The sequence below is a fragment of the Clostridium sp. YIM B02506 genome, assembly GCF_022324845.1.
Lineage (GTDB): Bacteria > Bacillota > Clostridia > Clostridiales > Clostridiaceae > Clostridium_T > Clostridium_T intestinale.
Map to the genome: position 1 here is coordinate 40397 of NZ_JAKGTG010000027.1, position 22535 is coordinate 62931.

Sequence of the window (22535 nt, forward strand, 5' to 3'; positions counted from 1 at the left end):
ACTTATAAATTTATTATAACATAAAATAAGAAACTAATCGTATCTTATTTTACGAAAGGAAGTTTAATCATGGAAAATAATGCAGAAAAAATTTCATCTCAGGAAAAAGAAAAACTTGATCCTTTATTAGTTAAAATCTCACTAATAATGATATTTGGCTCTTTAGCTCCACTACTTGACTCCACCATGGTAAATATAGCAATTAAAACAATTGCTGTTGATTTAAACAGTACTGTATCAGTTATTCAGTGGGTAACAACTGGATATGTACTTGCTATGGCAGTTGTTGTTCCTATATCAGGATGGGCTATACAAAGATTTAGCGGAAAGTATGTTTATATGTTTTCACTTTTTTTTATTTCTAGTAGGTTCAGTTTTATCAGCTGTTTCTTGGAACATAGAAAGCCTTATAGCTTTTAGAATCATTCAAGGAGCTGGAGCTGGTCTATTAATACCAACTCTTCAAACACTTCTTGTACAAGCTTCTGGTGGAAAAAGCCTTGGAAGTTTAATGTCTCTAGTTGGTATTCCAGCAGTTCTTGGACCTATACTTGGTCCTATGCTTGGAGGAATAATTGTAGATAGTTTAAACTGGAGATGGATTTTCTATGTTAATATCCCTATAACCGTTATCTCACTTTTTCTATCATGGTTTGGATTACCTAAAGATAAAAGCAAAGAATTAAAACAAAAGCTAGATGTTATAGGTATCTCTCTATTATCTTCTGGCTTTGCTGTACTTATTTACGGAATATCAAAGGTAAGTTCTAATGGAGGCTTTAATAATAAAGAAGTTATCTTCCCCTCTATAATTGGCTTAATTCTCCTTATTATATTTACAGTGTATTCACTAAATAAAGAAAAAGCTTTAATAGATATTCGTCTATTTAAGATAGTTAACTTTTCTGCCTCCTCCTTTTTGTTATTTTTATCAGGAATAGCTGTAAATGGAGCAATGCTGCTTTTACCTTTATATTATCAGCAAGTTCGAGGTCAAAGTGTTTTTTTAACTGGAGTAGCTCTTATCCCTCAAGGGGTAGGTATGCTATTAACCCGAAGTCAAGTTGGTAAATTAACTGATAAAATAGGCTCTAGGGTAATAGTACTTGTTAGCTTAGTTGTAACTATATTAGGGACTGTGCCTTTTGCTTTTGCTAATCAAGATACAAAAAGTTTTACTTTATTCATTGCCTTACTTATACGCGGTGCTGGTTTAGGAGGCGTAACAATACCTATATTGGCTTCTGCTTATGAAGGGCTAGATAGAAGCAAAATATCTGATGCTAGTATTGCTACAAGAATACTTCAAACCATAGGTGGAGCCTTTGGTTCAGCTGTTCTTGCAACAATTGTTCAACATCAAATTTTAGTGAATAATGCAACAAGTATTCAAGGTTTATTAGATGCCTATCACGTAGCATTTTTATGGTCTGTAGGTTTCGCAATTATTGCATTATTCCCAGCACTTTTATTACCTGTTCATAAAACTGAGTAACAAAAAAAAGATTAGGCCCATCATTATTATGTGACCTAATCTTTTTCATTTGATGTACCATCAATTATCATCTTTAAAATCATCAAATTGTATTGAATAAATATCTGAAAACTCAATTTCTATCTTATGAATTGTGTTGCTTTCACTATTTAAAACCTCTTGTTTATTTTTAATATAATCTTTGGGAGCATTAACTATTGGTAATTCTATTATAAATTCTGTACCAACATCTAACTGACTTTTTACATTTATATTTCCGCCATGGGCTTCAACTAATGATTTTACTATTGATAACCCTAATCCACTACCCTCATGATTTCTATTTAAAGATGTATCTACTTGTCTAAATCTATCAAATATCACTTCTAGCTTATCTTTTGGTATACCTATACCTGTATCTCTTATTGATACTATTATCTTGTTTTCATGGTCCTCAACATTTATATATATGTATCCACCCTCATCAGTAAACTTAAGAGCATTAGATATGATATTTAATATTATTCTCTCTATCATATATGGGTCACAGAAAGTTTCTTTTTCCTCTATATCAGTATCAAAAATAATCTTTATTCCTTTTTGTTCTGCATATCTAACAACAGATAAACTTATATCTTCTATTACGCCTATTATATTTGTACTCCTACAAGACATTTTTATATATCCATTTTCAAATCTTGTTGCATCAATCATATTATCTACTAGTTTCATAAGCCTAAAACTATTTTGCTTTATTCCTATCATATATTTTATAGTTTTTTCTTTAAATTTATTTAAATCATTTGAGTTCTTGATACTATCTATTAACTGGGTACTTGAATATATAACATTTATAGGTGTTTTAAGTTCATGGGACAGATTAGCAAAAAACTGCCCTTTCATATTGTCATACTCTTGTATGCTTTGTGCCATGTGATCAAAAGCTTCAGCCATAGATGAAATCTCATCTTCACCCTTAATATTAGTTCTAACACTATAATCACCATTTTTTAATTCATCTGTTTTTCTCTTTAACAACATTAAAGGATCAACAATTCTTTTGCCAAATATATAAGAAGCTATTAGTGCTGTTATTATTATAATTATAAGAGTAATTATAGATTCTATAACTTGTATATAGGCGTCTTTCAAAACTACACTACGTTTTGAATTTATCATAATATCCCATCCAAATTCTTTAATAGGATAATCTATGCCCATTCTATAACTACCATCAAAAGAAGATTTTCTTTTGTAAATTCTTACTTCCTCTCCCTTTAGTGCCTCCCATGTAGGAGCATCCTTTGGACTTAATCTTTCCTCAAAAGACATATTTAAATTTGCACTATAATACACTCTATAGCCATTTCCATCAATCAATGAAAAAATATCACCCTCATTTTTCTTGAAATCAGGCATTTTTGATACAAATTTATTAACATCTATAACACCTGCTATTACCCCCATAAGTTGTCCATCCTTTTTAACTGCTCTAGATACAGGAAATACAACTGATACACCATTATATTCTTTAACAAGATTAGTTAAAATTCTATCTTCCCCAGCTTTTATTCTTTCATAGTGATCTTGATTAACTACTGATTTTCCTATAAGCTCTTTAGTAGTACTTGCAATTATAATCCCATTAGTATTTATAAAAGATAATCTTTCCATAGTAGTTTCATCAGTATCTAATACTTTATCTAAATAGGCTTGGATATCATCTATGTTATCTTCATATTCAACTATATGATTACTTATAATCAATTCTTGAAACCATAATTCTTCTATGTAATTAATAAATGATTTAGATATAGATCTGCCTAACTCTTCACTTTCTTCAAATTTCTGCTCTATGCTTCTATTGAAGTTATTTTTTATCCCTATTGTTTGAAGAATGGTGAAGGGTATTAATGGTATTAATGTTAATATCATAAGCTTAAATCTTATAGACATTTTCTTCATACTGCTTTTCCTACCTCTCTCACGAAATGGAATTATTACTATAAATCTACTTATAATCCTTTTAATTATAACATCTTTAATACCCTTTTAATACCTTACCTCTTATTATTAATTTTCATAAAAAACACCTCTCATGTATACTGTGTATTATTAAATACATCTATACAGGGGAGGTGTTTAATATCTAAAATAATGTATAACACTATACTTTCTTAAAATCCAATCTAATGAAACTTTTATTATTAGGAAGATTGTAGGTTTTAGTCTTAATACAATTAAAACCTATCTTAGAAAACAAATTTTTAAGTTTATTATCATTTATGTCATGATTTATTGATGTTATAGGTGTAAAATGTGAAGAATATTCTGAGTCGCTTACAAAAGAATTTTTCTCATTATCTTGTATGACACAAGATATCAATTTTATATTTTCCTTATTTCTGTAAACTGTAGCTACAAACTGTTCTTCCCCAATATATTCAATAATAAGATTACACACAATCAAATCTGTTTTTGGAAAGCTAAATCCTTTGTCATTTATGTCTCTACAAATAGTTTCCAGTATCTCTCCCATATAATCATATCTTTCTCTGCAAACATTAAGATATTCTCTATTAACATCTATGGCGAAAACTTTTCTGACATTGGAAATATCTATATTATTAAGTCCATTTCCCCCTGCTACTCCAAGAACTCCAACATTTTCATGTTTATTATCTTGAAACTGCTCTTTCATAATTTCATTTAATTTTTGCAGTTGATACACATTGTCATGAGACATATGCTTTTCATAAACTTCTAAATCTATTTTTTCCCAAGGATTTTTCAACTATCTTTCTCCTTAATCTAAATATCTATGATTACTTTATCTCTCTTTATTATCTCTCTCTTGTCTTCACCTGATAGTACCATTCTAAATACAGTAAACTCAGCCCATTCATCAGTATGATTTTCAATAGTATGAATAGATTTTTTTACCCTTACTATATTATCTTTAAATACAGTTGTCGTCTCTATTGACTCATTTTCTTTCCATCTAACTATAAGTTCACCCTTAGTTACAACTAATACTTCCTCTATGGTCTTATGTTTATGCCATTCTTGTTTTGTATTTGGAGGAATTTTATTCAAGTGAACCTCAAATTCATCAAAAATAAAATAGTCTACATTAGTTTTATTTTCTTTAGTTACTGAAATCCCATCTAACTTTGTAAAAATATCTAACTCCATAGTTAACTCCTTTTCTTCCTCAAAGGTTATTCAAAATCCAGTTTTAAATTATATTCTCGTTAATTTTATTGTAGGGATAATTAATAATACAAGTAGCTATTATAGACAATATTAATGTAGGTAATATATTAAAAGAAGCAGTTCTCACATAATATTCTTTAAGCTTCCCCCAAATAGTGATATTTTCTACCCACTTTATACCTACAAACATACTATTTGCAGCATATCCTACTATCAAATAAGAAACTATAAATGAAATAATAAAAGTGATAATAACTTTTTTTGCTTTAATCATAATTAACCTCCTAATTGTTTTGATAGGTAGTTACATCTCCCAGTAATATAAGCTTGTCATCATCTAAAATAATTCCACCTTGTTCTTTAATAGCATAAACTGTGTCAGTCTTTTCTTTTAAAACCTTCTTGATGCAACTATATTGAACTTCTGTATCTTCATAATGCACCTCAATATAAAAATTCCTCTTTATTAAACCTAATCCAGATTGATAACTAAATTCTGAATAATCTTCATCAGGTGATATATGATAATCCTTTAGCTGCATTAAAGCGCCTGCACTTGCACCCATTACTATTTTAGCTTTAGAAATATAATTAAGTAGTCCCTTATCTAATACACGCTCAACAGCTCTATCAGGCAGTCCTCCTGTAAAAAATACAACATCACTCTCCTCTATAGCTTTTTTCATATCCTCGTTTTTATCTTTAAAAAAATTAATCCATGTAATATTATCTTCACTTACTCCAAGCTCTCCAAATGGTTTAATTAGTTCTCTATAATACTTACCATACTCTCTACTATAAGCCTTGTCCCATTCATTAGAATTATTTATCCACGCTTCACTAAATGCAAAAGGAATAACTACAATTTTATCTTCTGAGCCTATGTACTTTTTGATCGAGTCTTTTGCCCATTCTTCCCCAAAATTATAGCCACTTAATAATATATTTATCACTATATATCATCTCCTTATTTTTGCATATTTTTTTTATCCTATAAACATTATACACAATTTACCTGTTAATTTTAAGCAATAAAACAGTAATTATCCATAAAACTTCCCTTTAAATTATTTAATGCTTTAAAAGGTATATTTAACTATTCATTTAATCACACTAAGCTTGAAAGGAGTGCACTCATATGAAAAAATTTATCTATTCATTTTTAATAACTTTATTTATATTTATGAATTTAAACTTTATTATATCTAACGCCTCTCCTAATACATTTAAGGAAGGGGTTTATAAATTATCTGACTTTAATCCAGCTCCTGAGAATAAGTATTTTATCCAAAATATATCAAATGAAAATATCTACGTTATAGTTTTTAATGAAAATCAAGTTGGAATTCAGGCTTTTCAGCTACCTCCAAGATCAGATAAATATAATTTAGCTCCTTTAACCCCTGAATATAGGCTTGTAATCGTTGGTAATGGTGAAGTATATCTATCTTAAAGGGCACCTAGATTGTGTGTCTTTTAAGATAGATGAAATAAAAAACACCGTTACTTAAGTAATAGTGTTCGAATCTTAGAAATTATTAAACTAATTTATTAACTTCATAGGTAAACTTTTTAAAGTCATCTAAGTGATTTTTTATTATCATTTCTACAATATTCAAATTTATACTTTGATAATCATGTACAGCTATATTTCTAAAACCAACCATAGCCTTTAAATCTGACATCAAACTCTCATTAATTAGATTATTAGCATATAAAACCTCAAATGCATCCCTACTATTTTGAGGTATTCCTAATTTTTTTTCAGATACTATATGCATAGCTAAATCTATTGCTGCTTCACAGGCTCTCTGAATATTTAGTATAATAGAGTCTTGTTTAGTATAATCCTTCAAATTATCCGGATTATCGTCGTACACTTCGCTTATTCTACTAATACATCTCTCTATCGTTTGTATTTTATTGAAAAGTACATCTTTAGCCATAAACATTACCTCTTTCTTTTATATTCTTAAGTATCTCTGCTCTCTCTTCATTAAGTAATGCATATTCTTTAAAAGCTCTCATCTCAAAATACTGTCTTTTTAAATCGTCGCTACAAAATATTACTTTCCCAGTTCCTACAACCTGTGCCTTAAATACTGTGGATGATTCCTTTAAATCAATCAAATCTACATCTCTCTTAAAAACATCATATAACCGTTGTGCTAACATGAACACTTCATAAGCACTAATGGATTTCTCACTTAGAAATGCTATATCTATGTCACTATCTTCTCTTAATTCATTTCTGCTTGCTGAACCTAGAAGGTAGATAATAAAGGGGTTTATTTCTAACTTCAATATTTTAACAGCTTTTTCTAATTGATTTTCAATACTTTCTTTGACCATAACTCTACCTCCTTATGATATTATTATTCAATTATATTATACTACATAAATTTAACATTTACATATAATATAATCTATTCATTTAATAACTCTTGAAGCTTACTAATAGATTCTTTGTCTTCAAAGTCATCTGATATTTTAAACATTAATCTAGATGCCTCTGCTCCTTTAAATACTTCTTTAAACTTATCTTTATCATTAATCATAGTTCTTTTTATATTAATAAATAAATACGAAAGACTATTACCCCATTCTTCTGAAGGAATTCCCTTATTATTTAAAGCAATATAAGCTTCCTGTGCTGTAGCTATACTTGCATACTTTTCTGCATAGATGTCCTCATCACCTATATTATTTGAAATACCAGCAAACTTCTGTATATTTTTTCTTACTATATTAGTCAATTCTTTTTTGTAGTTCTCTATTCTTCTATGTTGATAGAAGTTATAAATACATGAAATTGAGATAATTATAATTACCAAAATATAAGCTGGTTTATATCTATTCTTCACTTATCTTCTTTTCCAACTTACGACTTATTATAGTATCAACAAGCCCAGTTACACAAAAAACTAGAAGAATTAACTGAAAATTAATATTAACTACTAATGAAATTAATCCTATCATTATAACTATCATCCCCTCAACTACAGACAATAATAATCTAAATTTCTCTCTCTTATCTAACTCAATTGTGCTTTTATTATGTTCTCTTCTGTTTTTGTAGGTATTAAAACTAATTATAAGAAGTACTACCCCGCCACATATAAAAAACAAACTACCAAGTAATCTCATTAAAATCGCCTCCTGAAACTTAACTAATTTATATTATTATACAACATTTCCCATATTTTCGCAGTATTATTAACTTTTTAAATTTAGGCAATATTGGAACAGAAATTTCCAAGTAAAGAATATATAGTATAATTATCACATGAAATTGAGGAGGTGCTTCTATGAAACCTAGCAATCATATAATTAGTAGTCTAAAATACATTGAAGAAAATCTAACTGAATCCCTATCTTCTGAGAATATAGCAAAAAATGCTGGATATTCTTTATATTACTTCTCAAGACTTTTTAAAGCCCATGTAGGTTTATCTGTTATGGAATATGTAACTGAACGTAGGCTTATCAAAGCCTCAGAAGAAATAATAAATGGCTGCAAAATACTTCAAGTTTCATTAGACTATGGCTATAATTCTCACAATGGATTCGCTAAAGCATTCAAAAAAAGATTTGGCTTCTCACCTTCTCTTTTAAGAGCTTTTAGTTTTCAAATTAATTATTCAAAAGGAGGCAATTATTGTATGAATCAATTATTTATGCAGACCACTGAACTTCATTCTACTAAGGAAGAACTCTATGATTTATTAATAAAGAGTTTGAATAACAATAAGGTAAAATATAATTTAAAACTCTTAAAGAAAGCCTATGATTTTGCTTGTATTGCTCATAAAGATGAAAAAAGATATTCTGGTGATGATTATGTGACTCACCCTTTGAATGTCGCAATCTTATTATCAGAAATGAATGGAAGTGAGGATGCTATTATCTCTGGGCTACTCCACGATATTACTTCCTTTTCTTTTGAACAAATAAAACTAGAGTTTTCTGAAAGGATTTCGGATATTGCTCAAAAGATTGCAAACTTCAACAATAGTATTGAAGATGAAGATGTGATAATGGTCAAACTTGCAGACAGGCTTCATAATATGAGAACTATTGAGTTTATTGATAAACCCCGCTGGCTAGAAAAAGCAAAGGAAACTTTGGATACCTTTTTACCAATAGCCTCAAAGTTAAAAAATGAAAAACTAATCTCAGAATTAAATAATCTATCAGTAAAATATCTTTAAAATGTTAAGTTCAGTTGACAAACTTCCAGCTTTCCTTGATAGAAATGTCTATTTTTCTCTAGTATACTGTATTTATAAGTTAACTTGAAATAAATAAAAGGTTGGTGAAATCATGTCCTTAGGTGAAAAGCTATTATCTTTACGTAAAAAAGCTGGTTTATCCCAAGAAGAAGTGGGAGAAAAATTAGGCATATCTAGACAAACAGTAAGCAAGTGGGAAACTGATTAAACAGTTCCTGAACTTATTAAAGCTAAACTATTAAGTCAACTTTACAATGTAAATTACGACTATCTCATAAGTTCAAGTCCTATAAGCGGAGATTTAACTAGTATTGAAATGATTGTTGATGAAATTGATTGGACTAGTGAATTGGCTATTGAGAGTTGAGAAACTTTTACTTTAATTTCTCAACTCTCATATTTTTCAAGACTTCTTTTATAAAATAATTTCTTCTATACTAACAACCTCTTGTCCCTCAAAGGTGAAACAAACTATAAGAGGCATTATATCTCTTATTCTTTCAAACTCGTAGTATCCAAAATCTTTTTTAAAGTAGTTTATTACAGTACTTAATGCAGTTCCGTGGGACCCTACTACAATATTTCCTTCTTGATTTTCTTTTAGTATGTTTATAAGTGCTTTTATATTTCTTATTTGCGTTTCTCCTAAACTTTCGCCATTATCAAGTTTATAATCAAAGTCTTTCCATTGATTTTTAGAAAAACTTACAAAGTCTTCAATCCACACACTATCTATTTTTCGTTCTCTAAAATCATCAATAATATTAATATCTAAACTAAATTTTCCTGAAAAGTCCTTTATTGTATCAATTGCTCTTTTATAAGGACTTGAATATATTTTTGTTATATTCTTATCCATCAAAAACTCAGTTACTTTTTTAGAATCTTTAATACCCTCTTCCGTAAGTGGTCTTATTAGATCATCTTTCACTGAAAAATCTGGTTTAGCATGTCTCACAAAATAAACCTTATTCATATTTCCTCCTATAATCTATAACTCTTTGCCCATCATAATCATACTATTATAGGACTTCAATCCTCTTTTACTATAAAATCCTTCTGTACCATCTTCTCTCGAAGTAAAAAGAACAATCTCCTTAACTCCTTTTATTTTTAATAATTTTTCAAACTCTTTTAATATTAAGGTTCCAATTCCATTATTACGTATATCATTTTTAACACAAAACTCTTTAATATTAAACATTATGCCATCATAAAATTGCTCCTGACTTCCTAATATCATTCCACATAGTTTATCTTCTTGATATGCTGTAATTCCATAAGAATCTTCACAGTTAATAAACTGTTTAAGTCTTTTAGCCGAGGTTTCTAATGTCCAATTATCATTCCAAGGAGGTGAATTAAATGTTTCTACATACATTTTAGCTAAATCATCAATATCATCTAAAGTTATTTCCTTAAATTTAAGTTTAAATTCTATCATACTACTTAAGTCCCTTTAACTCTAATTTCAGATTATCAAAATAAGCTTCCATAATTTTAATTCTTTCTTTTCCTATTTCTATAGCTTTATCTGTATATAGTTTGTTTGGAATCTTTTTAAGCTTTACTTCATATTCAATTAGTGGAGAATGCTTAGACATGTCCTTCACTCTTCCATTTTCAGCTGTATTTTCTTTTAAATAATTATCAAGTGAACTATCAAATGCTAACCTTTGTCCAAACTGTCCCGATAACATAAAGCTTCTAGCAATTCCAGTAGCTCCTATTGCATCTAATTTATCTGAATCAAATAATATCTTTGCCTCTATAGTTTCAGGTACATTACCTGTTCTAAATCTATGAGTCTTAATACAATGTTTTATCTTTTGAATTCTTTCTTCATCATAGCTTAATTGTTTTAATATTTCCTCTGCTTGTTCACTACCTAAAACTGCATGATCTACTGTTCCTGTTTTATCATTACTTTCCTCAACTCTAGCAATATCATGTAACAATGCAGCTGGAATCAGTACTTCTAAATCAACATTTTCCTCATGTTTAGCTATAAGTAAACAAAGGTTATAAACCCTAAATACGTGATCTAAGTTATGCGCTGAACAGGTTAATTTATCTTTAACTATTTCTATAATCTTTTTATGTCTTTGTTCTGTATTCATATTTATTCTCCTAATTCATTTTCTTATATAATTATACCTAAAAATAACATAAATTCCAAATATATAAAACAAATAGTTCACTAAAAGTATGTATTGCACTAATGCCTAAATAGCCATATGTTGTTTATCTTTAACAATGATAAAAATAAAATCATTAAAATAGTTCCTATTGATGCAATTATATTTATAAATTTTTCAACTTTAACACCATTTTTAAATAGTTTTTCAATGATTATATATATGATTAATCCAAGTATTCCGCCTAGAGTATTATTAATTATATCAGTAATGTCAGAAGCCCCTATATTCAAAATATATTGGGATATTTCACATACTAAGCTAATTAAGAAAAATAAGATAATTCTTTTCCAAATAGTCCATCTTTTAAATAGGATTCCTGCATATACACCAAGTGGCATAAAAATTACTACATTCATAATCATTTCACCAAAGGCAAGTCTACCATTTAAGATTAAAGGTTCACTGAAGGGAATTAAATTTATACTTCTCATATTTCTCAAAGAAGGTAATTGTATATTAAATTTAAATACTATAATCCAAAATAATGCAATTAAATAAATTATAAACAATATCTTAGTTAACTTTATACCAGCTTTTCTATTACTAATTTCCATTATTTTTCCTCCTAAATATTTAACTGTCTGTAGATAATCTTATCAGGAAATTCTTAAGAGGCTTCTAAATAAATCTTAAGAAACATAAAGAAATTATTAATAAAAGTTGACAAGCAATAACTTCAATAGATAAAACCGCAAACAGTATTAAACTATTTGCGGTTTATTTTATGGCATTTTCCCTAGGTTCATAGGTTTTAATGCCTCTTCTATTTCTTCTATTGACTTTCCTATACTACTTTCTACAGCTGAAGTTACAGCTCCTTCAACTATTGGGCAATCTACTATTTTTATTTTCTTTGCTTTTTCTTCATCCATCATCTCGATTGCCATTTCTGCATTCATAAAGGCACTTCCCAAATCAAATATGAGAACTACTCCATCTTCTGAGTAAACACTTTCTATTGCATTCATTATTTTCATAACATCTGTGCCTATTCTTCCATCAGAAGTTCCTCCAGATGCAGATATAGGAACTTCTGGTGCCATTTGCTGAGCTAGTTCTTTTACGCCTTCTGCTATGTTTTTACTGTGTGAAGTTATTACTATTCCTACCATGACTACTCTCCTTATTATTCAATAGCTTCATATATTGTTTCTAGTATTATTGCAGATGAAGTTGCTCCTGCATCTTGATGTCCTATACTTCTTTCTCCTAAATAGCTTGCTCTTCCTTTTGTAGCTATTATAGTTTTAGTATATTCTACTCCATTATAGGCAGCTTCTTTAGCAAGTTTTAATATTTCTTTAGATCCTAATCCTTGCTCTATTCCTTTATTTATAGCTTCTAGCGCTGGTTCTAGAGCATCCATCATTGTCTTTTCCCCTGCCGTAGCCTTACCTCTCATCTTAATTCCGTCAAGAGCATCCTTTAGCATATTTGAAAAATCTTTGATATCTATTTCTGTTTTTCCATTTATACTCATGGATGATTTCATAAAGGCTGTTCCATATAAAGGGCCTGATGCACCTCCAACAGTGGATACTAAAGCCATACCTGTTTTCTTAAGGATTCCTGCTATATCTACGCCATCATCCTCCTTTAATTTTTCTGTTACAGCCTTGAAGCCCTTGCTCATGTTTATACCATGATCTCCATCCCCTATGGTTGCATCTAGTTCTGAAAGATACCCTTTATTTTCATCTATTTTTACTGCTATTTGTGTTAATATTTCTATAACTTTTTTGCCGTTTATACTCATGTTATCTCCCCCATAGATTGTATTGTAATTAAAGTACCCTTAAAGCTGGAGTATCAGCAGGTGCATCTAATAATTCTTTTAACTCATCATCAAGTTTTAATAAGGTTACAGAGAAACCTGCCATTTCAAGAGAAGTCATAAATTCACCTACAAATGTTTTATGAATCTTGATTCCTTTTTCAGTTAGCATTTCATTAACCTTTTTATTTACTATATAAAGTTCCATAAGAGGAGTTGAGCATAGTCCATTTACCATTACTGCAACTTCTGTACCTTCTTCTAGGTGCATGTCATCTAAAATCTTATTAACTAGATGTTCTGTGATTTCATCTGATGTTTTTATTTCTTCTCTATGAGTACCTGGTTCACCGTGAATACCCATACCTATTTCCATTTCATTTTCAGCTAAAGTAAAGTTTGGTTTTCCTGCTGCTGGAACTATACAAGAGGATATAGACATACCCATACTTCTTACATTATCAATTACCTTTTCAGCAACTCTTGTAACTTCATCTAAACTTGCTCCAGTTTCAGCCTTTGCTCCTGCTAATTTGTGTATAAATACTGTGCCTGCAATTCCTCTTCTTCCTGCTGTGTAAGTACTATTTTCTACTGCAACATCATCATTTACAACTACAGTGCTTACTTGTATTCCTTCCATCTCAGCCATATCTTTTGCCATTTCAAAATTCATTACATCTCCAGTATAGTTTTTGATAACTAAAAGCACACCATTCCCTGAATCAACAGCTTTTATAGCTTCATATACTTGGTCTGGAGTTGGCGATGTAAATACTGCTCCTGCAACTGCTCCATCAAGCATTCCTTTTCCAACATATCCACCATGAGATGGTTCATGTCCACTTCCTCCACCACTAACTAAAGCTACTTTTCCTTGAACTGGTGAATTTGCTCTAACTAATACTGTTGCATTCTCTAACTTTCTCACATAATCCGGATGAGCAGCTACCATTCCTGCTAGCATATCCTCAACTACTAATTCTGGATTATTTATTATCTTTTTCATAAACCTCTTCCTCCCTTAAATATATAAATTAATTGCCCAAATAATATATAGCAAAACTCAAGCCAATATTAACCAAAACTACAAATCCTTATTATTCAGTAAATGTTTACAGATATGTTTAAGTTATGGTTGGGAATAAATATCAAGTTGCTCCTTTTTACCCTGATACTTATTCCCAACTTATCTTTTTTTCTATTCCATACTGTCTTGCTTTAGCCGCCACTGTTTTGTGAGTTAATCCTAATACTTTTCCCGCTGCATTGTAACTTCCATACCTTTTTAGAGCTTTTTCAATTATAATTTTTTCATATTCTTTTAAAGGAAGTATATCATCTTCAATTATTGATGTTACATGGGCCTTTTCTTGTTTCATGGGCCTCTCTTGTCTCATATAAGAAGGTAAATCATCAAGGTCTATCACCTGATTTTCATTTAAAGCAACTAATCTTTCAACTAGGTTTTCTAACTCTCGTACATTTCCTGGCCAAGAATAATTAAGAAGGGCCTCCATAGCGTCATTTTTGACTAAACTTATATTTTTGCCTATGTTCTTACTTATCTTATTAATAAAATGCTCAAGTAGTGGTGCTATGTCTTGTCTTCTTTCTCTAAGCGGAGGTAAAAAGATAGGTATAACATTAAGTCTATAGTATAGGTCTTCTCTAAATTCCATTGTCCTTACCATCTCTTCTAAGTTTCTATGGGTTGCACCTATTATTCTTACATTAACCTTGATGGTTTCTTCTCCACCAACTCTTTGGAACTCTTTTTCTTGAATTACTCTTAGAATCTTTGCCTGCATGCTCTTATCCATTTCTCCAATTTCATCTAAAAATATGGTTCCACTTTGGGCTAACTCAAACTTTCCAAGCTTTCTTTTGATGGCACCAGTGAAAGAACCTTTTTCATGTCCAAAAAGTTCACTTTCTAAAAGATTCTGAGGAATTGCTGCACAGTTGACCCTCACAAATGGCCCTTTAGCATTTTTACTTCCATAGTGAATTCCTTCTGCAATAAGTTCCTTACCAGTTCCACTTTCACCTCTTATTAAAACTGTGGTATTAGTTTTTGCAGCCTTTGAAGCTGTAGCTAATGCATCTAGTACCTTTCCACTGTAACCTATATACTTTGAAAAGGCTAAATCTGGTTTCTTAGTTCTAAACAACTCTTCCTCTAAATACTCAGCCTTTGCAGATGCCTTCTTTAACTTCTCTGATAACTGCTTAACTTCTGTGATGTTTTTGATTACAGAAACAACACCTGTTATCTCGCCATCAACTATTATTGGATTAACATTGCATACAATAGTAACATCATTTTCCTTATAACTTAATGCACCTACAACACTTTTTCCTGTCTCTAAAACCCTTCTTCTTACTCCATCTGGAGAGATATCTCTGATGTTTTTATTAAGTATGTTTTCTTCTTTTTCGCTTAAAATTCTTAGATAGGCCCTATTCACATAGGTGATGACCCCATCTGAACTCATAACACATATACCATCTTGTACAGTTTCTAATATAAGCTGCAATCTTTCCTTAAGTTCCTTAACTGTTTTTAATTCATTTTTTACTTTTTCTAAATTTGATATATCACTAAAGACAGCTAATGCACCTTTTGATATCTTATCTATCATTATTGGCGTTCTATTTATGAGAAGTATCCTGTCATTTATAACTTCCCTTATCATAAGCTCTGATTTTCCAGATTTGTTTATCTCCTTAAGCTTGCTTTGATATATAACCTTATCTACATCTTTTCCAATTACTTCTCCTGAAGATAACCCAAGTATTCTCTCTGCTTCTTCATTAAATATAGTTATTATATCGTTCTCATCTGTTGCAATAATTCCATTAGGAATGTTGCTAAACACTTGCTCTAAGGTCATTGTGTTGTTATTTATAATAGTATCAACCTGATTTATTGTACTCTTGTCCTCTAAATCAAAATCACTTTCTAAAAAACTACATATTTTATCTAGGGCCTCTTGCGGGGCTTCCCCTTGGGCCTCTACAATTATCTTTTCATTTTGCTTTACCTTAAGTAAAACAAGTGGCATAAGGCTTGCTGCTGATACCTTCTTTTTTTCTTTATACTTTATGAAAATCTCTACCTTGTATTTCTTTTGCAGCTCACTAACTTTATATACTACCATGGCTAAGACTCTTGCATGAAGTCCTTTTTCATGTTTTACTTCTATTTCTTTGTAGACTATCAAGGTATTTAACTCCTTTCTGTAAAATGTAAATTGAACTTAATATTCACTTGTTTCATTTCAGTTGTTCTATCAAATATCAACATTCCCATCACGTACTATCATAAGCTTATCTTCATGTCCATGAAGTCTGTCCATCAGATCTTCTTTAGATTTCTCGAAATCATTACTCCAACCGTACATTGAAAAGAGCATTTTGATGGTTGGCTTGTACTGACATTCTTCTAGTTTCATATTTTGATGCACCCATCTTTTTAATATCCTGTATTTTCTTTTTAATGGAGGTGTATCAACTAATATGATCTTGTCCGCTTCCTTAAAACCTTTATCAAAATATCTTCTAGCTACTCCTTCAATTATCCATTTTTCAGTAGCTAAAATTTTATTAAACTCTTCATCTATTTGCTCTGGTGTTCTTCTAGCTTCGCCATCAGCTGTTTTCATATGTACAATGTTGTCTAGTTCGTACCATGAAATATCTAGCTTTTTTGAAAGCTTCTTTGCTAAGGTTGTCTTTCCACTGGCTACTGAGCCTATTATATATATTTTCATATCAATCTTCACTTTCCTCAACCTGTATTGAAGCAACATGATTTGTTGCCCATTCACATAAAGTAATCAATAGAGGCAATAAACTTTCCCCTTGATCAGTTAAGGAATATTCTACCTTAGGAGGCACTTCTGAATAAACTTTTCTGGCTATTAAATTATTTTCCTCTAGGGCTTTAAGCTGTTGAGATAACATCTTATGAGTGATATTTGGTAACTTTCTCTTAAGCTCATTAAATCTCATGGTTTCTTTACCAAGATTCCAAATAATAATAGGTTTCCACTTTCCGCCTATAATATCAAGCGTCAATTCCATAGAACAATTGTATTCGGTTCCTTTAAATATCATTTTTTACTCCTATATGGTCACTAAGTATACATTTGGTAACTACATTACTTAAAAGTGCGTACTTGTTAATAATATCATCAGCCTATAATATTAGATTTAATGAAGTCCTTCAGACTTCTACAGCAATAAGGCTAGATGACTCTAATGTACCATCTCCTGCGTCGATGGTACTACAGCAACAAGGTGCACTTCTATTCGGTGGACGCGGTTCTAAGCGTCAGTCTAATCATTCTTTAATGAATTAGATAAAATGATTCTAATGTACTACCTCCTGTGTCGATAGTACTACAGCAATAAGGTGTATATTTATTATACACAATTTTCCTATTACTTTATATCTATGTTTATATAAAATTAGCTGTAAATCTGCAGTTTTACGATGAAAGGATGAATTATGAAAAAAGATTTGATAAAAAAATTTGTACTTAATGATGGAAATAAAATTGAATATTATGTAAGTAATCAAGTCAATGATAAACCTACTTTGGTTATATCTATGGGAATATGGGAACCCGCTATTAGAGCACTCCCTTTGATATCAAGACTTACAGGGATACATTGTATTGCTCTTAGCTATCGTGGTCGAGGTGGTAGCAGTACGCCAAAATCGGGTTTTGATTGGAACCATCATGTATCTGATATAAAATGTGTACTTCAAAATGAACCTATAAATAAACCTGTATTTTTAGGATTTTCTAAAGGCGTATCCTATATGCTTGGATTTTTATCATTAAACATTAAGCTAGCTAACGGTATTATTATAATTGATTACCCTGCTATTCATTCTAAGTTAGAAAAAGGTGCAGCTAAGTTCTGGAGTAACATGGTCTATAATGGAATTAAATTAGATAATTTTATTAGTAACCATACACTAAACGGCATAGAAAATGAATCAACCTACAAAGAATTCTACCATGATTTAAATGCGATGAATTTCCCTGTATGGTTATTTAGAGGTGTAGATTTAGATTCTAATATTCCATCAAATCTAACTGATGATGATATCCTAAAATACAAAGAAAATGTAAATCAATTAGAAATTATTGATTTTAAATATAGTGGACACATGGTTTTAGATGAAGAATTAGGGAAGGCTACAAATTATATTAAAGGAATATTAGATAAGCTAAGTTAAACTTTGTAAAATATTTGAATAATTTCCCTATCCATCATATAATATATAATAACTATAAAAAAGGGGGACAATTCATGATTAACGCAGGATTAGCTATATTCGGAATTTTTTACATTTTATTAATTTTAGGTTTTCTTGGAATTTGGATATACGGCTTTGTTTTATTTGTAAAACTTGCTCACAGAGGAATTAAAGCTTTAGATCTTTACATAGAAGAAAAAGGCGGTAATAATAGGAATTTTTAAATAGTTTTATACATGAGCTATTCAGTATATGCGAAAATAGGGTTTCAGAACTTGTACCAAAGTTTTGAAACCCTCTTTCTATAAGTTTAAATTTATCTATTCTATAATTTTTACAGCAGTTCTCTTATACAAAACTGGTATTGCTATGGCTATAAGAACCATCCCCATAAAAGCAGGTGCAGAATGGCCAAGTGATACGTAAAGTTGACCTCCAATTATAGGCCCAATCATTCTAGCTAAAGCTTGAATAGATTGGCTACCTCCTTGAATCCTTCCTTGCTCGCTTGAATCAACGGACTTAGATAACATCCCATTAAATGATGGCCCAAAGACTGAATCTCCAAAAGCAAATATAAACATTCCAACAATAAGAAGTGGATAAAATGATAGTAGAGCTGACATTGCAATAAGACCATAACCTATAATCTCTGAAACCATTCCAAGAATAGCTATCTGTTTATCATCAAGTTTCCTCAAAAGCTTTGGCATTATAAAACCTTGTGAAATTATGTCTTGAAGTCCCATAATTGAAAACATAAGTCCTATTACTGCAGGTTTCCAGCTGAAGGTATCCATTGTGAACTGTGAAAAAACTGCCTGCAAAGATCCATTTGGTATCCAAAGTAAAAATGCTGAGATAAGAAGTCTTTTTAAACTTTTCATAGAAAGTATACTTGTAAGCTGGGTAAATGGATTTAATCTTACAAAACTAATATCTTTAAGTCTATTATTTTTATCAAGACTTTCAGGCATAAAAAAGTATCCATAAATAACATTCAATAAAGTTATTATTGCTCCAAAATACATTGGTACAGCGTAACCAAACTTGGCAAGTAACCCTCCTAAAGTTGGTCCAATAACACCTCCTACACCTACAACGGCACTCACCCATCCAAAGTATTTAGTTCTCTCCTTTGGAGGAATTATATCTGCAAAGTATGCAAATATAGTACTTATTGTTCCTCCAGTTATACCATCTATTATTCGTCCTACAAATAATATCCATAAAGCTCCCCCAAGTCCAAAAACTAAGTATCCTATTGAGGAACCAAAAAGGCATAATAGAAGTACTGGGCGACGCCCATATTTATCACTCAAAGCTCCAAGACCAGGAGCGGCAAAAAATACACAAGCTGCATAAACTGAGGTTAACAGAGTAACAACTATAGCTTGATATTCTGGATTAGCTATATAAGGTTGTACCAAAAATGGAACAACAGGTGATATGATACCAAAGCCTATTCCGCAAAGAAACACAGATATAAGTCCAAATATTAAAGCATTTTTATCTACACTTTGTTCTATGTACTGTTTATTTTGTGATTTAAATTTAAACATTTAGTTCTCCTTTAAAAATTATTTTACTTCCTAGGAAACAATTTTATATTATCAACTTTTTGCTTCCTTGTCAACAAAATTTCCTTAATAAAAAAACAGCCTACCCTAAATAAAGTTTGGCTGCATATTTTCATTATTCAACTTTTTCTGATTCGCTATTCTCATCTATCTTTTTCATTTCTTCATCTAAATGGTTGCTATAACTATCCATAAAGCTAATCATACTATCGTATTGTTCCTTAGTCATTTGATCAAATACACTTTTGTCTCGTTCTTGAAACTCTTTATGTAATTCCTCATGGACATTAAAAATCTTTTGTCCCTCTTTAGTTAGTCTAAAATAGATTTCTTTTTTATTATCGGGTTTCTTATAACTTTCGATAACCCCTTTTTTTATTAGTTTTTTAGTTAATTTACTTATAGCACCTGTAGTCATATAGAAAGATTCTGCAAGCCTTGTTACATTAGAATCAGTATTTTTCCCAAGGTATTCAATACAATGAACTTCTGAAGATTTATAACCCTCAAGACGTTTTTCCATCTTAGGTTTGTTAATCCAAGCCATCTTGTTAACTAAATTCCTTAGACCCATTAGAACCTGTTCCTCTTTATCCATGACATATCCTCCTACATGCTATATATTAAACATATTATATTAAATTTTCGTTTTTATTTCAACAAGATGAAAATTTAATAGGAAATCTTTTACTTACAAATACTTTCTAAATCCTTTAACTAGTTCTTTTCCATAACCCATTGTCTCATAGAATTTATGAGCTTCTTTTCTTTTACCTCCAGATACAAGTGTGGTTAAACTGCAATTTCTTTTTCTTGCTTCATCTTCAATAAAAGTCATTAACTTTCTTCCAACACCTTGTCCCTTGCATTTACTACTTACAACAATATTTTCTATAACCATGAAGGGCCTGCAATCACTATTTAACTCATAACAAATTATTCCCATGACTGTCCCAACTATTTTATTATTTTCATCCTTAGCTCCAACTAAAATATAACTTTCATCTGAATTAATCTTCTCAAAAGTCTTATAAAAACCTTCTAGATTGCTTTTTTTCTCTAAAAGTTCCTCATATAATTTTGAAAGCTCCTCAACATCATTTCTAGTAATTCTTTCTATAGTAATCATTTAGCTCTCCCTTCACTTATAACAATTTTGCCATATAAAACTCGTCCACGTATTCTCCATCAACAATCATCGAATTCTTTTTAACACCCTCAACTACAAAACCATTTTTCTCATACAAGTTTTTTGCTACAGTATTAGGACACATTACTGTAAGCTCAAGCCTAGCTATTTCTTTATCTTTTGCCCATTGATCTAACCTTTTGAAAAATTCTTTTCCAATACCTTTCCCTTGGAAGGTTTTCCTTATGCCAACAACTATATAAGCTGTGTGTTTAACCCTGTTAAGAGTCCCCCTCTGAGCAGATATAAACCCAACTATTTCTTCTCCATCCTCAGCAACTAATAGTAAGTTCTTCCCTTCCAATGAGTTTTGAATAAGATTATTAATTAAGTTTAGATTTTTAGGTCTTTCATCTGGCTCAAAAAGCATATACTTAGTCTCTTTATCTAGGTTAGATTGCATTTCCCAAAAGGCTTCCCCATCTGTACCTTTAATTTCTCTTATAATCATTATTATCACTCCTTGATAAAGATAATTATAACACTAAAAAAGCTGTATTAAATATTTAACTAACAAATAAATTCCTATTATTCCAAAAACTATAGCAGTCCCAATAGCTCTTCCAACAAAAAATTTCTTCATATTATCATCTCCTTTTAGATTAAATTTAAATATCAATGTTCCTACCAAAAGGATGGTAATCACGCTAATTATAATAGGAATAAGATTAGATGATGAATTTTTCTTTAATGAAAGTCCAATAACTCCTCCAACTAATAACAAGGCTGATGATATAAAAAACAACTTTTTCTTAATTGAAGATACCACTTTTTTATCATTAGGTTCTATTTTATGTAATACAATATTGTTTTCATATTCACTTCTACATTTTTCACAACTTTTTAGGTGTTCTGTAACTAAATCAACAGTATCCTCACTTGCAACTCCATCCATCACAAGTGGTACTAAATCTGCTACAATATCACAAGAAATCTTCAAGTTAAACCCTCCTTTTTCAACATATCCTTAAGCCATTTTTTAGTTCTAAAGTCTATTACTCTTGCTGAATTTTCTGAAATACCTATTCTATCTGATATCTCAGAATAGCTAATACCTTCAACACGCATTTTTACAATCTTTTGCACTTGTATATCCTTAGTTTTCAGTAGCTCATCTACTCTTTCATATATCTGCTTTGTATAAAAATTCTCAAAAATATTATCCGTAACATATACCTCCAAAAGATCTCTATACTCCACAGTTACTCTATATTTTCTTAAATTTTGCAACCACAAATTCCGCGCAATACCAAATAACCAAGTTTTAATTGATGAATTCCCCTTAAATCCCCCAATTGAATATATGGCTTTAACAAATGTTTCTGAAAGTAAATCCTCTGAAAGTGCAGGATCGTGAGTGAGACTTAATAAATAGTTAAATACATCTTGTTTATATTCCAAATACAAATTTTCTATACTATTCACTGAAATCCCCCTTTTATATAATAAGTCACATTAAGCCATAAAATATTACACTCATTTTATAAAAATTTTATTATATTATTAATTTAACCTACAAGTCAAGTACCACCGGCTCAGCCGGAGGCTTGATTAAGCCCTATAAGGGCATGATACTGGCGGCGCTACTCGC

Annotated in this window: 31 protein-coding genes and 1 pseudogene; 7 read left to right on the forward strand and 25 right to left on the reverse strand. The window is 30.4% G+C overall.

What is annotated here, in order from left to right; genetic code table 11:
* Window positions 1-69 precede the first annotated feature (69 nt).
* Both L1S49_RS17575 and L1S49_RS17580 read left to right on the forward strand, forming a co-directional pair.
* Window positions 70-420, forward strand: a complete 351-nt coding sequence (locus L1S49_RS17575; RefSeq protein WP_238906706.1) for an MFS transporter — start codon at window positions 70-72, stop codon at window positions 418-420.
* Complete coding sequence (locus L1S49_RS17580) at window positions 332-1495, forward strand: DHA2 family efflux MFS transporter permease subunit (protein ID WP_238906707.1); 1164 nt, start codon at window positions 332-334, stop codon at window positions 1493-1495. Before L1S49_RS17575 ends, L1S49_RS17580 begins: the two co-directional genes overlap by 89 nt.
* Before the next feature lie 60 nt (window positions 1496-1555).
* Here the strand turns inward: L1S49_RS17580 and L1S49_RS17585 are convergent, their stop codons facing one another.
* The 5 genes from L1S49_RS17585 to L1S49_RS17605 all read right to left on the reverse strand — a co-directional run bounded on the left by L1S49_RS17585 (window position 1556) and on the right by L1S49_RS17605 (window position 5643).
* Window positions 1556-3439: a sensor histidine kinase gene (locus tag L1S49_RS17585; protein ID WP_238906708.1), complete on the reverse strand. Its 1884-nt coding sequence runs from the start codon at window positions 3437-3439 to the stop codon at window positions 1556-1558.
* A 202-nt stretch (window positions 3440-3641) separates the two neighbouring features.
* Window positions 3642-4268 carry a class I SAM-dependent methyltransferase gene (locus L1S49_RS17590; RefSeq protein WP_238906709.1) on the reverse strand — a complete coding sequence of 209 codons (627 nt, stop codon included), beginning with the start codon at window positions 4266-4268 and terminating at the stop codon, window positions 3642-3644.
* Between the two features lie 17 nt (window positions 4269-4285).
* A complete protein-coding gene (locus L1S49_RS17595) occupies window positions 4286-4669 on the reverse strand; it encodes a cupin domain-containing protein (RefSeq protein ID WP_238906710.1) in 384 nt (127 codons plus the stop codon).
* A 43-nt stretch (window positions 4670-4712) separates the two neighbouring features.
* On the reverse strand, window positions 4713-4964 hold the full coding sequence (locus tag L1S49_RS17600; RefSeq protein WP_238906711.1) for a hypothetical protein: 252 nt from the start codon (window positions 4962-4964) through the stop codon (window positions 4713-4715).
* Between the two features lie 10 nt (window positions 4965-4974).
* Window positions 4975-5643 (reverse strand): Type 1 glutamine amidotransferase-like domain-containing protein, encoded by a 669-nt coding sequence (locus L1S49_RS17605; RefSeq protein ID WP_238906712.1) that lies wholly within the window; start codon window positions 5641-5643, stop codon window positions 4975-4977.
* 185 nt (window positions 5644-5828) lie between these two features.
* Between L1S49_RS17605 and L1S49_RS17610 the strand changes: the two genes are divergently transcribed.
* On the forward strand, window positions 5829-6143 hold the full coding sequence (locus L1S49_RS17610; protein WP_238906713.1) for a hypothetical protein: 315 nt from the start codon (window positions 5829-5831) through the stop codon (window positions 6141-6143).
* 85 nt (window positions 6144-6228) lie between these two features.
* Here the strand turns inward: L1S49_RS17610 and L1S49_RS17615 are convergent, their stop codons facing one another.
* The 4 genes from L1S49_RS17615 to L1S49_RS17630 all read right to left on the reverse strand — a co-directional run bounded on the left by L1S49_RS17615 (window position 6229) and on the right by L1S49_RS17630 (window position 7837).
* Complete coding sequence (locus L1S49_RS17615; RefSeq protein WP_238906714.1) at window positions 6229-6636, reverse strand: DUF86 domain-containing protein; 408 nt, start codon at window positions 6634-6636, stop codon at window positions 6229-6231.
* Window positions 6629-7042 carry a nucleotidyltransferase domain-containing protein gene (locus tag L1S49_RS17620; RefSeq protein ID WP_073017095.1) on the reverse strand — a complete coding sequence of 138 codons (414 nt, stop codon included), beginning with the start codon at window positions 7040-7042 and terminating at the stop codon, window positions 6629-6631. Before L1S49_RS17620 ends, L1S49_RS17615 begins: the two co-directional genes overlap by 8 nt.
* Before the next feature lie 74 nt (window positions 7043-7116).
* On the reverse strand, window positions 7117-7554 hold the full coding sequence (locus tag L1S49_RS17625; protein ID WP_238906715.1) for a hypothetical protein: 438 nt from the start codon (window positions 7552-7554) through the stop codon (window positions 7117-7119).
* Entirely contained in the window at window positions 7544-7837 is a 294-nt protein-coding gene (locus L1S49_RS17630) for a hypothetical protein (protein WP_238906716.1), read from the reverse strand. The genes L1S49_RS17625 and L1S49_RS17630 overlap by 11 nt, the downstream gene beginning before the upstream one ends.
* Window positions 7838-7998: 161 nt before the next feature.
* Here L1S49_RS17630 and L1S49_RS17635 point away from each other — a divergent pair, with 161 nt between their 5' ends.
* Window positions 7999-8901 (forward strand): helix-turn-helix transcriptional regulator, encoded by a 903-nt coding sequence (locus L1S49_RS17635; RefSeq protein ID WP_238906717.1) that lies wholly within the window; start codon window positions 7999-8001, stop codon window positions 8899-8901.
* Window positions 8902-9013: 112 nt separating this feature from the next.
* Window positions 9014-9265 (forward strand): annotated as a pseudogene (locus tag L1S49_RS17640) (helix-turn-helix transcriptional regulator); the annotation flags it as partial.
* 72 nt (window positions 9266-9337) lie between these two features.
* Here the strand turns inward: L1S49_RS17640 and L1S49_RS17645 are convergent.
* The 10 genes from L1S49_RS17645 to L1S49_RS17690 form a co-directional block, all read right to left on the reverse strand.
* Window positions 9338-9898 (reverse strand): histidine phosphatase family protein, encoded by a 561-nt coding sequence (locus L1S49_RS17645; protein ID WP_238906718.1) that lies wholly within the window; start codon window positions 9896-9898, stop codon window positions 9338-9340.
* 15 nt (window positions 9899-9913) lie between these two features.
* Window positions 9914-10366: a GNAT family N-acetyltransferase gene (locus L1S49_RS17650; protein ID WP_238906719.1), complete on the reverse strand. Its 453-nt coding sequence runs from the start codon at window positions 10364-10366 to the stop codon at window positions 9914-9916.
* A gap of 1 nt (window position 10367) precedes the next feature.
* Window positions 10368-11042, reverse strand: coding sequence for an HD domain-containing protein (locus L1S49_RS17655; protein WP_238906720.1), 675 nt, complete (start codon window positions 11040-11042; stop codon window positions 10368-10370).
* Between the two features lie 98 nt (window positions 11043-11140).
* Window positions 11141-11677 (reverse strand): VanZ family protein, encoded by a 537-nt coding sequence (locus L1S49_RS17660; protein WP_238906721.1) that lies wholly within the window; start codon window positions 11675-11677, stop codon window positions 11141-11143.
* A gap of 168 nt (window positions 11678-11845) precedes the next feature.
* Complete coding sequence (gene dhaM, locus L1S49_RS17665) at window positions 11846-12235, reverse strand: dihydroxyacetone kinase phosphoryl donor subunit DhaM (RefSeq protein ID WP_238906722.1); 390 nt, start codon at window positions 12233-12235, stop codon at window positions 11846-11848.
* A gap of 14 nt (window positions 12236-12249) precedes the next feature.
* On the reverse strand, window positions 12250-12879 hold the full coding sequence (gene dhaL, locus L1S49_RS17670) for a dihydroxyacetone kinase subunit DhaL (protein ID WP_238906723.1): 630 nt from the start codon (window positions 12877-12879) through the stop codon (window positions 12250-12252).
* Between the two features lie 28 nt (window positions 12880-12907).
* Window positions 12908-13906 (reverse strand): dihydroxyacetone kinase subunit DhaK, encoded by a 999-nt coding sequence (gene dhaK / locus L1S49_RS17675; RefSeq protein ID WP_238906724.1) that lies wholly within the window; start codon window positions 13904-13906, stop codon window positions 12908-12910.
* A gap of 169 nt (window positions 13907-14075) precedes the next feature.
* Window positions 14076-16124 carry an HPr family phosphocarrier protein gene (locus tag L1S49_RS17680; protein WP_238906725.1) on the reverse strand — a complete coding sequence of 683 codons (2049 nt, stop codon included), beginning with the start codon at window positions 16122-16124 and terminating at the stop codon, window positions 14076-14078.
* Window positions 16125-16193: 69 nt separating this feature from the next.
* On the reverse strand, window positions 16194-16673 hold the full coding sequence (locus tag L1S49_RS17685; RefSeq protein ID WP_238906726.1) for an AAA family ATPase: 480 nt from the start codon (window positions 16671-16673) through the stop codon (window positions 16194-16196).
* 1 nt (window position 16674) lies between these two features.
* On the reverse strand, window positions 16675-17019 hold the full coding sequence (locus L1S49_RS17690; protein ID WP_238906727.1) for a helix-turn-helix domain-containing protein: 345 nt from the start codon (window positions 17017-17019) through the stop codon (window positions 16675-16677).
* Between the two features lie 394 nt (window positions 17020-17413).
* Here L1S49_RS17690 and L1S49_RS17695 point away from each other — a divergent pair, with 394 nt between their 5' ends.
* The gene (locus L1S49_RS17695) at window positions 17414-18154 is read left to right on the forward strand and encodes an alpha/beta hydrolase (protein ID WP_238906728.1); all 741 of its coding nucleotides are present in this window, start codon (window positions 17414-17416) and stop codon (window positions 18152-18154) included.
* Between the two features lie 74 nt (window positions 18155-18228).
* A complete protein-coding gene (locus L1S49_RS17700) occupies window positions 18229-18399 on the forward strand; it encodes a hypothetical protein (RefSeq protein ID WP_238906729.1) in 171 nt (56 codons plus the stop codon).
* A gap of 96 nt (window positions 18400-18495) precedes the next feature.
* On the opposite strand, the gene L1S49_RS17705 is transcribed toward L1S49_RS17700, so the two are convergent.
* The 6 genes from L1S49_RS17705 to L1S49_RS17730 form a co-directional block, all read right to left on the reverse strand.
* Window positions 18496-19737 carry an MFS transporter gene (locus L1S49_RS17705; protein WP_238906730.1) on the reverse strand — a complete coding sequence of 414 codons (1242 nt, stop codon included), beginning with the start codon at window positions 19735-19737 and terminating at the stop codon, window positions 18496-18498.
* A 133-nt stretch (window positions 19738-19870) separates the two neighbouring features.
* Window positions 19871-20353 carry a MarR family transcriptional regulator gene (locus L1S49_RS17710; RefSeq protein ID WP_238906731.1) on the reverse strand — a complete coding sequence of 161 codons (483 nt, stop codon included), beginning with the start codon at window positions 20351-20353 and terminating at the stop codon, window positions 19871-19873.
* Between the two features lie 93 nt (window positions 20354-20446).
* On the reverse strand, window positions 20447-20884 hold the full coding sequence (locus L1S49_RS17715) for a GNAT family N-acetyltransferase (RefSeq protein WP_238906732.1): 438 nt from the start codon (window positions 20882-20884) through the stop codon (window positions 20447-20449).
* A gap of 16 nt (window positions 20885-20900) precedes the next feature.
* A complete protein-coding gene (locus L1S49_RS17720; RefSeq protein ID WP_238906733.1) occupies window positions 20901-21395 on the reverse strand; it encodes a GNAT family N-acetyltransferase in 495 nt (164 codons plus the stop codon).
* Between the two features lie 33 nt (window positions 21396-21428).
* Window positions 21429-21884: a zf-HC2 domain-containing protein gene (locus tag L1S49_RS17725; RefSeq protein ID WP_238906734.1), complete on the reverse strand. Its 456-nt coding sequence runs from the start codon at window positions 21882-21884 to the stop codon at window positions 21429-21431.
* Complete coding sequence (locus L1S49_RS17730) at window positions 21881-22369, reverse strand: RNA polymerase sigma factor (RefSeq protein ID WP_238906735.1); 489 nt, start codon at window positions 22367-22369, stop codon at window positions 21881-21883. Before L1S49_RS17730 ends, L1S49_RS17725 begins: the two co-directional genes overlap by 4 nt.
* Between the last annotated feature and the right edge of the window lie 166 nt (window positions 22370-22535).